The sequence below is a fragment of the Klebsiella sp. 18074 genome, from assembly GCF_902705905.1.
Taxonomy (GTDB): Bacteria; Pseudomonadota; Gammaproteobacteria; order Enterobacterales; family Enterobacteriaceae; genus Klebsiella; species Klebsiella terrigena.
Genome location: NZ_CACSIS010000037.1, coordinates 1 through 14537, shown reverse-complemented (window position 1 = coordinate 14537; position 14537 = coordinate 1). Strand labels below are relative to the sequence as shown.

Below are 14537 nucleotides of genomic sequence, written 5' to 3'. Positions count from 1 at the left end.
GGTGAGCATACGCAGCCAGCACATCTGTAACCCGAATAACGGATATACCCTAAATAATTCGAGTTGCAGAAAGGCGGCAAGTGAGCGAATCCCCGGGAGCATAGGCCACTATGTGACCGGGGTGAGCAAGCGCCGCCAACGCATCTGCAGCTCGAAGTATGACGGGTATAGACGCTGTATTTTTTTCGCGACCACTTTATACTGCGCCTGTCTACGTACAACCTAAGCGATGCTATGCAAAAGAAATCGATTTACGTTGCCTACACCGGTGGGACCATCGGTATGCAGCGCTCCGAACACGGCTATATCCCCGTTTCCGGCCACCTGCAGCGTCAGCTCGCGCTGATGCCTGAGTTCCACCGTCCGGAGATGCCGGACTTTACCATTCACGAATATTCCCCGCTGATGGATTCGTCCGACATGACGCCAGAGGACTGGCAGCATATCGCGGAAGACATCCGCGCCCGCTATGATGAGTACGATGGTTTCGTGATCCTCCACGGCACCGACACCATGGCGTTTACCGCCTCGGCGCTGTCGTTCATGCTGGAGAATCTGGGCAAGCCGGTAATTGTGACAGGGTCACAAATCCCGCTAGCCGAGCTGCGCTCCGACGGGCAGATCAATCTGCTGAACGCGCTGTACGTTGCCGCGAACTATCCGATTAACGAAGTGGCGCTGTTTTTCAACAACTGCCTGTATCGCGGCAACCGCACCACCAAAGCCCATGCCGACGGCTTCAACGCCTTTGCTTCGCCGAATCTGGCGCCGCTGCTGGAGGCCGGGATCCATATCCGTCGCCTCGGGACGCCGCCGGCACCGCACGGCGTGGGCGAGCTGATCGTACATCCGATTACGCCGCAGCCGATCGGCGTGGTGACGATTTACCCGGGTATCTCCGCCGACGTGGTGCGCAATTTTCTCCGCCAGCCGGTGAAGGCGCTGATCCTGCGCTCTTACGGCGTCGGTAACGCCCCGCAGAACGGCGAGTTTATTCAGGTTCTGACGGAGGCCAGCCAGCGCGGGATTGTGGTAATTAATCTGACGCAGTGTATGTCCGGCAAAGTTAACATGGGCGGCTATGCCACCGGCAACGCCCTCGCCCAGGCGGGCGTGATCGGCGGTTTCGATATGACCGTCGAGGCGACGCTGACCAAGCTGCACTACCTGCTGAGCCAGAATCTGAACGTTGAGGCCATTCGCCGCCTGATGCAGGAAAACCTGCGCGGCGAGCTGACTCCCGATGAGTAAGGAGCTGATGATGACCAATCGAGCACTGCTGCTTGTTGATTTACAAAATGATTTTTGCGCGGGCGGCGCGCTCGCCGTTCCGCAGGGCGATAGCACCGTTGATGTCGCCAACCGGCTGATCGACTGGAGCCTGGCGCGCGGCGAAATCGTGGTCGCCAGCCAGGACTGGCATCCGGCAAACCACGGCAGCTTCGCCAGCCAGCATCAGGCCGAGCCCTACTCGCAGGGTGAGCTCGACGGGCTGGCGCAGACCTTCTGGCCGGATCACTGCGTGCAGCACAGCGCCGGCGCAGAGCTGCATCCGCTGCTTAAGCAGCAGGATATTGCCGCCGTGTTCCACAAGGGCGAAAACCCGGCGATTGATAGCTATAGCGCCTTTTTCGACAACGGCCATCGCCACAAAACCCAGCTTGACGACTGGCTGCGCGCCCGCGGGATCGCCGAGCTTATCGTGCTGGGTCTGGCGACCGACTACTGCGTCCAGTTTACGGTGCTCGATGCGCTCAACCTCGGATATCGCGTTAACGTGATTACCGACGGCTGTCGCGGCGTCAATATTCAGCCACAGGACAGCGCACACGCGTTTATGGAAATGTCGGCGGCGGGCGCGACGCTGTATACCCTCAGCGACTGGCTGGAAACCCAGGCATGACCCCCCGCCCGAAGCCGCCGCTTCGGGCCACTCCCTTGCGCTTCCTCTGCGCGATTCATTGAGCTAACTCGCAGATTCAACAGGCTATTGCTGATAGTGTGGGCGGGCTATTTTTTCGCCACACCATTCCGTTGGCGTGTTTGCTTTTTTAATGTCAAAGAGGATCGTCCATGAAACTTTTGCCTTTGCTGGCAGCATTACCCCTGCTTTGCGCTTCTGCGGTCTCAGCTCAAGCCCTGATGTCCGTCGGCTACTTTAACGGCGGCGGCGACGTGACCGCCGGTCCAGGCGGCGATATCGATAAGCTGGACGTGCGCCAGATTACCCACCTCAACTACTCCTTTGGCCTGGTCTACAACGACGAAAAGGATGAGACCAACGCGGCGTTAAAAGACCCTGCCCGCCTGCATCAGATTTGGCTGTCGCCAAAAGTGCAGGCTGATTTACGCAAAATCCCCGCCCTGCGCCAGCAGAACCCGGAGCTGAAGGTTCTGCTCTCCGTTGGCGGCTGGGGCGCGCGCGGCTTTTCCGGCGCGGCGGCCAGCGAGGAGAGCCGCGCGACCTTTATCCGCTCGGCGCAGGAGATCGTCGCGCAGTATGGCCTCGACGGTATCGACCTCGACTGGGAGTATCCGGTCAACGGCGCGTGGGGACTGGTCGCCAGCCTGCCTGCCGATCGCGACAACTTCACCGCCCTGCTGAAGGAGCTGCGTGGCGCATTTGGTCATAAAAAGCTGGTGACCATCGCCGTGGGTGCCAACGCCGAAAGCCCCAAAAGCTGGGTCGATGTCAAAGCTATCGCCCCGCTGCTGGATTACATCAACCTGATGACCTACGACATGGCCTACGGCACCCAGTACTTCAACTCGAATCTGTACGATTCAACGCGCTGGCCGACGGTGGCGGCAGCGGATAAGTACAGCGCCGATTTTGTGGTTAATAACTATCTTGCCGCCGGTTTAAAGCCGAGCCAGATGAACCTCGGCATTGGTTTCTATGGCCGGGTGCCAAAACGGGCGGTTGAGCCGGGTATCGACTGGAGCAAACCCGATGCGCAGAAAAACCCCGTAACCCAGCCGTACTTTGGCAGCGAGCAGATCGCGCTGTTCAAATCCCTGGGCTTCGATCTGAGCAAAGATACCTACGTGAAGTACAACGATATCGTCGCGAAGCTGCTTAACGATCCGCAAAAGCGCTTTAGCGAGCACTGGGATGACCAGGCGAAGGTGCCGTGGCTGTCGGTGCAGTCGGCGGACGGCAAGCCGCTGTTTGCGCTCTCCTACGAAAACCCGCGCTCCGTGGCCCTCAAAGCCGACTATATCAAGAGTAAGGGGCTGGCAGGGGCGATGTTCTGGGAGTACGGCGCCGATGAGCAAAATCAGCTGGCTAAGCAGCTGGCAGAGTCGTTAGGGATTAAGCACTAGCCTACGGGCCGTTACGGTCCCTCAGCGCCCTGGAGGAGATGAGGTGTGTCGCGTCCTGGGATAGGTTATGATTGTCGCAATCGGCTGCGCCAGGTTTTGGCGCAGCTTTTCATTTGCTACAGGAGGCATGGGGCTTTATGGCTTTTATCCCCAAAAACTACGCCCGTCTGGAAGTCGGCTATCGCGAAAAGGCGCTAAAGCTCTTCCCGTGGGTCTGCGGACGCTGTTCCCGTGAATTTGTCTATTCGAACCTGCGTGAGCTGACGGTGCACCATATCGATCACGATCACAGCAACAACCCGGAAGATGGCAGTAACTGGGAGATGCTGTGCCTGTACTGTCACGACCACGAGCACTCCAAGTACACGGAAGCCGATCAGTATGGTTCAACGGTGGTGGCGGGCGAAGACGCGCAAAAAAGCGTCGGCGAGGCGAAATATAACCCGTTTGCCGATCTTAAAGCGATGATGAACAAGAAGTAACCGGTTTGTAAAACTTCAGCGCCCGGCGGCAAAACCCGCCGGGCCTGCGTAAGCATCCCCGCGCGAGCCGCTCAGGATTTAAACGTCACAATAGGTTCTGGCGTAATGCCGAACTCCACCTTCAGCTGCTGCTTGCTCTTCATCACCATCTGCCCGTTGGTATCAATCGTCATGTGCTGGGCCTGGACGTTGTGTCGCGCCTGCCAAAGCATCACCAGCTGCAGGCTGTTCTCTTTCTGTTCCGGGGTTAACGCCACTCCATCCGGCCATTTTCCCAGCTCCACCGCCGTGGCCAGACGCTGATAAACTTCCGGGGTCATACTGTCGATAATTTGCTCGATATCCATCGTCCGCTCAACTCCGCATTGGAATAATTTGCTGAATCGTTTCTCTAACCCTTGATCTGCTCGCCGTTATCATCGTCGTTGAAGCTTAACGACGCCGAATTTACGCAAAAACGCTCGCCGGTCGGCTGCGGACCATCCGGGAAGACGTGCCCAAGGTGAGCATCGCATTTGCCGCAGCGAATTTCCGTGCGCTGCATACCGTGGGAGTAATCATTCAGGTAGCGAATGGCCTCGTCGCTCACCGGCTCAAAAAAGCTCGGCCAGCCGCAGCCTGAATCGTACTTGGTTTGCGAGTGAAACAGCGCCGCGTCGCACACCAGGCAGTGGTAGACGCCATCTCGCTTATTGTGGAGCAGTCGGCCGGTGAACGGCGGCTCGGTGCCGTGATTCTGCGTCACGTAAAACTGCATCTCGCTCAACTCTTTTTTGAGCTCGTCCGAGGAGGGTTTATTCGACATGTGCATGCTTCTCGCTGTGAAAGGACAACTTTAACCGCTCGATTCTAACAAAACATTAACAATGAAGCGTGGACTTTTGTTCTAAACTTATTCGATGCCGATGGGCAGCTAGATAATTGTGATGCGAATCACATTTTTATCTTTAATGACCTTTAAAATTCCGCGCGTAGTCCCCATATGGAATTGGGCTCAAAGGGAGAGTGAGGCAAATCGATCGCGCAAAGGTGTACTCAGGATTGATTTGTCGCAATGATTGACACGATTCCGCTTGACGCTGCGTAAGGTTTTTGTAATTTTACAGGCAACCTTTTATTCACTAACAAATAGCTGGTGGAATATATGACTATCAAAGTAGGTATCAACGGTTTTGGCCGTATCGGTCGCATTGTTTTCCGTGCTGCTCAAGAACGTTCTGACATCGAGATCGTTGCAATCAACGACCTGTTAGACGCTGACTACATGGCTTACATGCTGAAGTATGACTCCACTCACGGCCGTTTCAACGGTACCGTTGAAGTGAAAGACGGTCATCTGGTCGTTAACGGTAAAAAAATCCGTGTTACCGCTGAACGCGATCCGGCTAACCTGAAGTGGGACGAAGTAGGCGTTGACATCGTTGCTGAAGCAACTGGTCTGTTCCTGACTGACGAAACCGCTCGTAAACACATCACTGCTGGCGCGAAAAAAGTCGTTCTGACTGGCCCGTCCAAAGACAACACTCCGATGTTTGTTAAAGGCGCTAACTTTGACAAATACGAAGGCCAGGACATCGTTTCTAACGCATCCTGCACCACTAACTGCCTGGCACCGCTGGCTAAAGTTATCAACGACAACTTCGGCATCGTCGAAGCGCTGATGACCACCGTTCACGCGACCACCGCAACTCAGAAAACCGTTGATGGCCCGTCTCACAAAGACTGGCGCGGCGGCCGCGGCGCATCCCAGAACATCATCCCGTCCTCTACCGGTGCTGCTAAAGCAGTAGGTAAAGTACTGCCAGAACTGAATGGCAAACTGACCGGTATGGCGTTCCGCGTTCCTACTCCGAACGTATCCGTTGTGGACCTGACCGTTCGTCTGGAAAAAGCTGCTTCTTATGAAGAAATTAAGAAAGCAATCAAAGCTGCTTCCGAAGGCGCAATGAAAGGCGTTCTGGGCTACACCGAAGACGACGTTGTATCTACCGATTTCAACGGCGAAGTTTGCACTTCCGTGTTCGATGCTAAAGCGGGTATCGCACTGAACGACAACTTCGTGAAACTGGTTTCCTGGTACGACAACGAAACGGGTTACTCCAACAAAGTTCTGGACCTGATCGCTCACATCTCCAAATAAGTTGAGATGAGAACCTGATCCAAAAAGGCGACTTCGGTCGCCTTTTTTTATGGCTTAACTCAGTACCTGCACACCAAGGATTGCACCATGATTAACAAAATTTTTGCTCTCCCGGTTATTGAACAAGTTACCCCTGCCCTCTCCCGCCGCCAGCTTGACGACCTCGAGCTGATTGTCGTTGACCATCCGCAGGTTAAAGCCTCCGTCGCTTACCAGGGCGCGCACCTGCTCTCCTGGAAACCCGCCGGAGAAGAAGAGGTGCTGTGGCTGAGCGGCAACACGCCGTTTAAAACCGGCGTCGCGCTGCGCGGCGGCGTGCCCGTCTGCTGGCCGTGGTTTGGTCCGTCGTCACAGCAGGGCCTTCCCTCCCACGGTTTCGCCCGTAATCTGCCGTGGACGCTGAAGGGCCATGATGAAGATGAGAGCGGCGTGATGCTGACCTTCGAACTGAAAAGCAGCGATGAGACCCGTCAGTACTGGCCGCACGAATTCACGCTGTACGCGCGCTTCAAGCTGGGTAAAACCTGCGAAATCGAACTGGAAGCGCACGGCGAATTTGAAACCACCTCCGCCCTGCACAGCTACTTCAACGTTGGGGATATCGCAGCGGTGAAGGTCAGCGGCCTCGGCGATCGCTATATCGATAAGGTGAACAACGCCCAGGAAGGCGTGCTGAGCAACGGCGAAGAGACCTTCCCGGATCGCACCGACCGCGTCTACCTCAACGCGGATGCCTGCAGCGTTATCCACGACGGCGCGCTGAACCGCAGCATTGACGTTATTCATCACCATAACAGCAACGTGGTGGGCTGGAACCCGGGCCCGGCGCTTTCCGTGAGCATGGGCGATATGCCGGATGACGGCTACAAAACCTTCGTTTGCGTCGAAACCTGCTGCGTCACCGAGCCGCAGAAAGCCAGCGAAGAGAAGCCGTCTCGCCTGGCGCAGACTATTCGCGTCACTCGGCGCTAAAACCGCAGACGCAGGATCGAAAACAGGGCGCAATCGCCCTGTTTTTTTACCGATGACACCGGCGACGCTGTCGCGTTACCAGAACCCCACCAGCTTCATCCACGCGCCTCCCAGCACCAGCCAGATGAGAATAGACGCCACCGACACCGCGAAACTGACGCCCCACCACTGACCCGCGGTGTTATAGCCGGAGCCAAAAAGAGCGGGCCCCGGGCCGCCAGAGTACTGCGTCAGGCCCATCGACAGGTTAGAGGTATAGCCCAGCACCAGGGCGGCGAACAGCGGCGGTACGCCGACGGAAACGGCAACGGCCAGAAACGCCAGATACATCGCGGAAATATGCGCCATCGCCGACGCGAAGAAATAGCGGGTATAGAAATAGACCAGCACCAGCAGTAAAAACACCGTTATCCAGGCAAAGTGGCCGACGTAGCCGACAATTCGCTCAGATATCCAGCTAATCATGCCGTATTTATTGAGCGCGTTGGCCATCATCACCAGCACGGCAAACCAGAACATGGTGTCCCAGGCCGTTTTTTCTTCGATGATATTTTTCCACGACATGATATTGCTGACCAGCAGCACCATCAGCCCAATAAACGCGGAAAGGGTCGCGGGAATGGCAAAGAAAATGTCGCCCACCGTCCAGAGCAGGATCAGCAGGACAAAATCAAGCGCGAGGATTTTTTCCGCCAGCGACATCGGCCCCATTTTGCGCAGCTCTTCTCTGGCGATCGCCGGGATTTCCGGCGTTTTCTTCAGCTGCGGCGGATAAATAGCGTACAGCACCAGCGGCAGCAGGATTAGCGAGGCGATCCCCGGCACGATCGCACCGACAAACCAGGTCGTCCAGGTGATTTCAATGCCCTGGCTTCTCGCCAGTTCGGCGATCAGCGGGTTACCCGCCATCGCCGTTAAAAACATCGTACAGACGATGGCGTCAATCTGAGAAACGCAGAGCATTAAAAAGGCGCCGGCTTTTCTGGCCGTCGCGCCGGGCTCCGACTGGTAGGCGGTAGCAATGGACTGCGTGATCGGATACATAATGCCGCCACCCCTCGCCGATGCCGAGGGGATGCCCGGCCCGAGGACCACGTCAGAGAGGGCCAGACCATAGGCAACGCCCAGCATGCTTGAACCGCATTTGGCAATAAACCACAGCGCTACCCGCTTGCCCAGCCCGGTCTTAATCACCGCCCGGGAGATAAACATCGCGATACCAATCAACCAGATCGTACCGTTGGCAAAGCCGGATAGCGCCGCGACCTTATCGCTTTTACCCGGCGAGAGAGGCGTTACCCCCAAAAATGCGGAGACGATCAGCGCGATCATCGTCACCGCCCCCATCGGCATCACCTTCAGGATGATGGCAAAGATCGTTGCGGTAAAAATAGCAAACATTTGCCATGCGTGAATGGCTAACCCATCGGGGGGAGGGGTAAACCAGATAAGTGCGCCGAACAGGATTGTCAGGACGGCTTTCCAGAGGGGAAAAGCCAGCTTTACGTCCAGGGGTTGGTTAGGTTCAGTCATGTGATTCTCCTTTTTCTTTTATCTTTAGGAGGAGAAGCACGGCTGAGCATTGACATCCATCAACGAATCACGTAGATACCGTTACAAAATCAGCCCCCTTACACCATATCTAAGGGCGTTTTGCGCCCCGGCGCCGGAAAGGCCTTTTCCATCACCACGATATCGTTCTCATCGAGCACCACTTCGAGCGCGGCCGCGTTCTCTTTGACGTGGGCAATACTCCCGGCTTTTGGGATCGCCATCACCCCTTTGTGGCTGATGATCCACGCCAGCAGGAGCTGCGCGACCGTGACGCCCTTTTCCCGTGCCAGGCCGTTGAGAGCGGGATGATTCATGAGACCATCGCGCAGGCGACCGGCCTGGGCCAGCGGGCTGTAGGCCATCACCGGCAGCTGCTGCTGCTGACACCACGGCAGCAGATCGTATTCAATGCCGCGCGATGCCAGATGGTACAGCACCTGGTTGGTCGCACAGCGTCTGCCGCCGGGCACCTGCCACAGCGCCTGCATATCGTCGGTATCGAAGTTGGAGACGCCCCAACGGCGAATTTTGCCCTGGGCAACCAGCGCCTCCATCGCCTCGACGGTTTCGGCCAGCGGGAACTCTCCCGGCCAGTGCAGCAGGTAGAGATCGAGATAATCACTCTTCAGGCGACGCAGGCTGGCTTCACAGGCCTCGCGCATTTTGTGCCCGCCGGCGTGCCACGGATAGACTTTGGACACCAGCGTTACTCGGTCCCGCAGGCCGCGAATCGCCTCGCCCACCACCTCTTCCGCCCCGCCGTCGGCATACATTTCGGCGGTATCGATAACCGTCAACCCGAGCTCAACGCCCGCTCGCAGTGCAGCCGCTTCCTGTGAACGATGCGCGCTGCTTTGCCCCATATACCAGGTTCCCTGTCCGATGGCGGGAACCGCCTGCTGGTCGCCGAAACGGCCCATTGTTACGCTCATTGCTACCTCCCGTCAGTTGATGCACCACCGTAATGCAAAACAGGGCGTAACGCCCTGTTTTGATGCACAGATATCTCTATAAAGATGCACAATCAGAAAGTGTAGGTGATCCCGGTAGAAATCAGACCGCTCCAGGATTTGTCCACCATCGGACTGTCGGTGATTTCGTCGGACAGACGGGTGTAGCGCGCCACGCCGTACACGCTCCAGTCGCCGAGGAAGCGATAGTTGGCCGACAGTTCGAGATACGGGTTCCAGCTGCTATCCGGGTCGTAGCTGCGCAGGCCGCTGCGCTCGGATTCACGCTTAGAGACGCCGTAGTAGTATTCGTTCTGGTTGTCGCTGCTCCACTCCATACCGATACCCGGCGTTAAGGTCAGGTTGCCGTTGGTGTAGCGGTAGAGCCAGGCCATATCCCAGGTAATGCCGTTGCTTTTGTCCAGCGTGTCGCCGGCCAGCACCGTACGCAGGAAGCCATACTGGGTATTGTGCACGTAGGAGAGCCCGGCCATCATCGTCGATTTACGCCGATCCAGCCTGCGCAGCTGCTCGCTGTCGCTATCGCCGGGCTTAAAGTACATCGGCGACCAGTAGGCGGTAACCGACAGCTTATCGGTCTCGTCATTCCATAAATAGTAACCGCCGCCTAAGCCGCGGAACCAAAAGTTATCGCTCTCATAGCTGATAGCCGGCACCGGGTAAACGTCAACGTCATATTGCTTATACGGGCTTTCGACGATACCCACGCCGGCCCCCAGCGTTAACTTCCCGTCGGCGTGCGCTGCTGAGACACAGGCCAAAAGACACACGCCTGGTGCCAGAGATTTGATCTTCTTCACAATCCATATTCCCGTTTGTCAAATAATCCGCGCAGGCAGTTTAACGTCGTAGGCCCCATGCCTCAAATTCTTTACCCGTCATTACAAAAAATGACTCACTCTCTCGTCAATACGCGAGCCCGGACCCGCAGCTTCATGACAACAGGATGAAGGCCCCGGCAAGACGTGCGAAATAGCGGCCCTTTTTGGGATGAGTTATTGATATGTCATTGAAATTGATTTTTCGCTGCATGCAAGTTTTCTAAATGCATCTACGCTTTAATTTAGAAGGCGTCATTGCACGGCGCGTTATCTTAATCTCGTCGACAACCTGGCATAAGGGTTGCTGGAGAATCAGTAGACGTCGCGCTCTGCTTACCTCTTCCGGGAGCACCCACTATTCATATGAACGCTCTCAACTTGTGCTAAATACGAAAGGACGGCATGCCATGAATATATTCGATCACTATCGCCAGCGTTATGAAGCTGCCAAGGACGAAGAGTTCACACTGCAGGAGTTTCTTACCATCTGCCGGCAAGATCGCAGTGCTTATGCCAACGCGGCAGAAAGGCTACTGATGGCCATTGGTGAACCCGCAATGGTCGATACGGCCCTGGAGCCAAGGCTGTCCCGTCTCTTTTCAAACCGGGTTGTCGCACGCTATCCGGCATTTGAAGAGTTTTACGGTATGGAAGATGCCATTGAGCAGATCGTTTCTTACCTGAAGCATGCCGCACAAGGTCTGGAAGAGAAGAAACAGATTCTGTATCTGCTGGGGCCGGTGGGCGGCGGTAAATCATCCCTTGCCGAGCGCCTGAAATCATTAATGCAGCGCGTACCGGTTTACGTGCTGAGCGCCAACGGCGAGCGCAGCCCGGTGAACGACCATCCGCTGTGCCTGTTTAATCCGCAGGAAGATGCGCAGATCCTCGATAAGGAATATGGCGTACCGACCCGCTATCTCGGCACCATCATGTCGCCGTGGGCGGCCAAGCGCCTGCATGAGTTTGGCGGCGATATCACCAAATTCCGCGTCATCAAGGTGTGGCCGTCGATTCTGGAGCAGGTTGCCATCGCCAAAACCGAACCCGGCGATGAGAACAACCAGGATATCTCGGCCCTGGTCGGTAAGGTTGATATTCGCAAGCTCGAGCATTATGCGCAGAACGATCCGGATGCCTACGGCTACTCCGGCGCCCTGTGCCGCGCTAACCAGGGGATTATGGAATTCGTCGAGATGTTCAAAGCGCCGATTAAGGTGCTGCATCCGCTGCTGACCGCTACCCAGGAAGGCAACTATAACGGCACAGAAGGGATCTCCGCCCTGCCGTTTAACGGGATTATCCTCGCGCACTCGAACGAATCCGAGTGGGTGACCTTCCGTAATAACAAAAACAACGAGGCCTTCCTCGACCGCGTCTATATCGTCAAGGTGCCTTATTGCCTGCGCATTTCCGAAGAGATGCGTATCTATGAAAAACTGCTCAACAACAGCGAACTGACCCACGCACCTTGCGCCCCAGGCACCCTTGAAACGCTGTCGCGCTTCTCGATTCTGTCGCGCCTGAAAGAGCCGGAAAACTCGAGCATTTACTCCAAAATGCGCGTCTATGACGGTGAGAGCCTGAAAGATACCGACCCGAAAGCGAAATCCTACCAGGAGTATCGCGACTATGCCGGCGTCGATGAAGGCATGAACGGTCTCTCCACCCGCTTCGCCTTTAAAATACTGTCGCGGGTATTTAACTTCGATCACGCCGAGGTTGCCGCTAACCCGGTGCATCTGTTCTACGTCCTCGAGCAGCAAATTGAGCGCGAGCAGTTCCCGCAGGAGCAGTCGGAGCGCTACCTCGAGTTCCTCAAAGGCTACCTGATCCCGAAATACGCCGAGTTTATCGGCAAAGAGATCCAGACCGCCTATCTCGAATCCTACTCCGAATACGGGCAGAACATTTTTGACCGTTACGTCACCTATGCGGATTTCTGGATTCAGGATCAGGAGTACCGCGATCCGGATACCGGCCAGCTGTTTGACCGCGAATCGCTGAATGCGGAGCTGGAAAAAATTGAAAAACCGGCGGGGATCAGCAACCCGAAAGACTTCCGTAACGAGATAGTCAACTTCGTGCTGCGCGCCAGAGCAAATAACAGCGGACGCAACCCGAACTGGACCAGCTACGAAAAACTGCGCACGGTTATTGAGAAGAAAATGTTCTCCAATACCGAAGAGCTGCTGCCGGTTATTTCGTTCAACGCCAAAACCTCTACCGACGAGCAGAAAAAGCACGACGACTTCGTCGACCGGATGATGGAGAAAGGCTACACCCGTAAGCAGGTACGTCTGCTGTGCGAATGGTATTTGCGGGTACGTAAATCGTCCTGACGTACGGCAAGCCCGCTCGCAGCGGGGTAAGACAGAGAGACCAGCAATTCGAGTTGCAGGGAGCCCCGGACGTTTACTCAGGTAAGCGTCCGGGGTAAGCAACGCAAATGCGGCTTGAAGTATGACGTGTATGGTTGGCAAATGCAGTACGGGGGGCATATGACCTGGTTTATAGACCGGCGCCTGAACGGAAAGAATAAAAGCGCGGTGAACCGCCAGCGCTTTTTGCGTCGCTACAAGGCGCAGATAAAACAGTCGATCTCCGAGGCTATCAACAAGCGCTCGGTGACCGATATTGAGAGCGGGGAATCCGTCTCTATTCCGACGGATGATATCAACGAACCGATGTTTCATCAGGGTCGCGGCGGCCTGCGCAATCGCGTGCATCCCGGCAACGACCATTTTGTGCAAAACGACCGTATTGAACGCCCGCAGGGCGGCGGAGGCGGCGGCGGTAGCGGCCAGGGGCAAGCCAGCGCCGACGGCGAAGGCGAAGATGGCTTTGTCTTCCAGATATCCAAAGACGAGTATCTCGACCTGCTGTTTGAAGATCTCGCCCTGCCGAATCTGAAGAAAAACCAGCAGCGGCAGCTTACCGAGTTCAAAACGCACCGGGCGGGCTTTACCGCTAACGGCGTCCCGGCGAACATCAGCGTGGTGCGTTCGCTGCAAAACTCGCTGGCGCGACGTACCGCCATGACCGCCGGCAAGCGCCGCGAGCTGCGCGCGCTGGAAGCGGATCTGGACATCATTACCAAAAGCGAGCCTGCGCAGCTGCTGGAAGAGGAGCGGCTGCGCCAGGAGATAGCCGAGCTGCGGGCGAAGATTGACCGCGTGCCGTTTATCGATACCTTCGATCTGCGCTATAAGAATTACGAAAAACGGCCCGAACCCTCCAGCCAGGCGGTGATGTTCTGCCTGATGGACGTTTCCGGCTCCATGGATCAGGTCACCAAAGATATGGCCAAACGTTTTTACATCCTGCTGTATCTGTTCCTCAGCCGGACCTATAAAAACGTCGAGGTGGTCTATATCCGCCACCATACCCAGGCAAAAGAGGTGGATGAACACGAGTTTTTCTATTCGCAGGAAACCGGCGGCACCATCGTCTCCAGCGCGCTGAAGCTGATGGATGAGGTGGTTAAAGCGCGCTACGACCCGTCGCAGTGGAATATCTACGCCGCGCAGGCGTCGGACGGCGATAACTGGGCGGACGACTCGCCGCTGTGTCACGAGCTGCTGGCGAAGAACATCCTGCCGGTGGTGCGCTACTACAGCTACATTGAGATAACCCGTCGCGCCCACCAGACGCTATGGCGTGAATATGAACACCTGCAGACGACCTTTGAAAACTTCGCCATGCAGCATATACGCGACCAGGAAGATATCTACCCGGTGTTCCGCGAGCTGTTCCATAAGCAGGATGCGTAAATCTGTTATTTCTCATAAAAAATCAGCCAGTTAATGTTATTTTCTGGCTGATTTTCTCTCCTCCGCAGCGGTTCGTTGCCGTTTCACCATCCCGCCCCCCTCCGCGCTTGCCTCACTCAGCCGAGCCAATATCAGGTCTCGCCTGCGCCGCGATTATCATCGCCGGAAGGATAGTACCAACGCCACTGCGGGCCGCCTGAGCAATACAGGGCCGGCGCTACTCGTCCACCGGGTTTATCCGGCCGTCCATCAGGATATATCGGGCGTTTTCCCGCTTGTGCCGGTCGATCAACGGGACCAGCCGTCTGAAATGCTCGCTGGCGCAGTGGGCGTCGAGGGCCGCATGGTCTGGCCACTCCTCGATAAAAATGGTAATGGCTCTGAATGGTTGGATCTTATGATATCCTGCCGTTATTTGAGGTGTTTTCATGGCTACCGTCACAGTCCATTGCCCCGATGTGATTCAGATGAAGTTTACCGACATGGACTCAGCCCGA

General features: G+C 56.2%; 13 protein-coding genes and 1 pseudogene. 8 read left to right on the top strand and 6 right to left on the bottom strand.

Annotated elements, in window-relative coordinates; translation table 11 throughout:
* Positions 1–234 precede the first annotated feature (234 nt).
* From ansA to yajD, 4 genes are all read left to right on the top strand, one after another.
* The gene (gene ansA, locus GVK32_RS25510) at positions 235–1251 is read left to right on the top strand and encodes an asparaginase (RefSeq protein ID WP_159873407.1); all 1017 of its coding nucleotides are present in this window, start codon (positions 235–237) and stop codon (positions 1249–1251) included.
* A 10-nt stretch (positions 1252–1261) separates the two neighbouring features.
* Positions 1262–1903 carry a bifunctional nicotinamidase/pyrazinamidase gene (pncA, locus tag GVK32_RS25505; RefSeq protein WP_159873409.1) on the top strand — a complete coding sequence of 214 codons (642 nt, stop codon included), beginning with the start codon at positions 1262–1264 and terminating at the stop codon, positions 1901–1903.
* Positions 1904–2073: 170 nt separating this feature from the next.
* Positions 2074–3327: a glycoside hydrolase family 18 protein gene (locus GVK32_RS25500; protein ID WP_159873411.1), complete on the top strand. Its 1254-nt coding sequence runs from the start codon at positions 2074–2076 to the stop codon at positions 3325–3327.
* Positions 3328–3464: 137 nt separating this feature from the next.
* Positions 3465–3809 (top strand): HNH nuclease YajD, encoded by a 345-nt coding sequence (gene yajD / locus GVK32_RS25495; RefSeq protein WP_045855011.1) that lies wholly within the window; start codon positions 3465–3467, stop codon positions 3807–3809.
* A 71-nt stretch (positions 3810–3880) separates the two neighbouring features.
* Here yajD and GVK32_RS25490 read toward each other — a convergent pair whose 3' ends face one another.
* Positions 3881–4156 carry a YeaC family protein gene (locus tag GVK32_RS25490; RefSeq protein ID WP_045855010.1) on the bottom strand — a complete coding sequence of 92 codons (276 nt, stop codon included), beginning with the start codon at positions 4154–4156 and terminating at the stop codon, positions 3881–3883.
* 44 nt (positions 4157–4200) lie between these two features.
* On the bottom strand, positions 4201–4614 hold the full coding sequence (gene msrB, locus GVK32_RS25485; protein ID WP_041145108.1) for a peptide-methionine (R)-S-oxide reductase MsrB: 414 nt from the start codon (positions 4612–4614) through the stop codon (positions 4201–4203).
* A 339-nt stretch (positions 4615–4953) separates the two neighbouring features.
* Here msrB and gapA point away from each other — a divergent pair, with 339 nt between their 5' ends.
* Positions 4954–5949 carry a glyceraldehyde-3-phosphate dehydrogenase gene (gene gapA, locus GVK32_RS25480; RefSeq protein ID WP_045855008.1) on the top strand — a complete coding sequence of 332 codons (996 nt, stop codon included), beginning with the start codon at positions 4954–4956 and terminating at the stop codon, positions 5947–5949.
* Between the two features lie 87 nt (positions 5950–6036).
* Positions 6037–6921, top strand: a complete 885-nt coding sequence (locus tag GVK32_RS25475) for a D-hexose-6-phosphate mutarotase (protein ID WP_159873413.1) — start codon at positions 6037–6039, stop codon at positions 6919–6921.
* A gap of 75 nt (positions 6922–6996) precedes the next feature.
* On the opposite strand, the gene GVK32_RS25470 is transcribed toward GVK32_RS25475, so the two are convergent.
* The 3 genes from GVK32_RS25470 to GVK32_RS25460 form a co-directional block, all read right to left on the bottom strand.
* Positions 6997–8454 (bottom strand): DASS family sodium-coupled anion symporter, encoded by a 1458-nt coding sequence (locus GVK32_RS25470; protein WP_159873415.1) that lies wholly within the window; start codon positions 8452–8454, stop codon positions 6997–6999.
* A 98-nt stretch (positions 8455–8552) separates the two neighbouring features.
* Complete coding sequence (locus GVK32_RS25465) at positions 8553–9407, bottom strand: aldo/keto reductase (protein WP_159873417.1); 855 nt, start codon at positions 9405–9407, stop codon at positions 8553–8555.
* A gap of 92 nt (positions 9408–9499) precedes the next feature.
* Positions 9500–10246 (bottom strand): MipA/OmpV family protein, encoded by a 747-nt coding sequence (locus tag GVK32_RS25460; protein ID WP_159873419.1) that lies wholly within the window; start codon positions 10244–10246, stop codon positions 9500–9502.
* Positions 10247–10674: 428 nt separating this feature from the next.
* Here GVK32_RS25460 and yeaG point away from each other — a divergent pair, with 428 nt between their 5' ends.
* Together yeaG and GVK32_RS25450 are read left to right on the top strand one after the other, a co-directional pair.
* On the top strand, positions 10675–12609 hold the full coding sequence (gene yeaG, locus GVK32_RS25455) for a protein kinase YeaG (RefSeq protein ID WP_041145102.1): 1935 nt from the start codon (positions 10675–10677) through the stop codon (positions 12607–12609).
* A gap of 159 nt (positions 12610–12768) precedes the next feature.
* Positions 12769–14040 (top strand): YeaH/YhbH family protein, encoded by a 1272-nt coding sequence (locus GVK32_RS25450; protein WP_159873421.1) that lies wholly within the window; start codon positions 12769–12771, stop codon positions 14038–14040.
* Between the two features lie 217 nt (positions 14041–14257).
* Here the strand turns inward: GVK32_RS25450 and GVK32_RS25445 are convergent.
* Positions 14258–14410: pseudogene (locus GVK32_RS25445) on the bottom strand (putative quinol monooxygenase); the annotation flags it as partial.
* Positions 14411–14537: the final 127 nt, after the last annotated feature.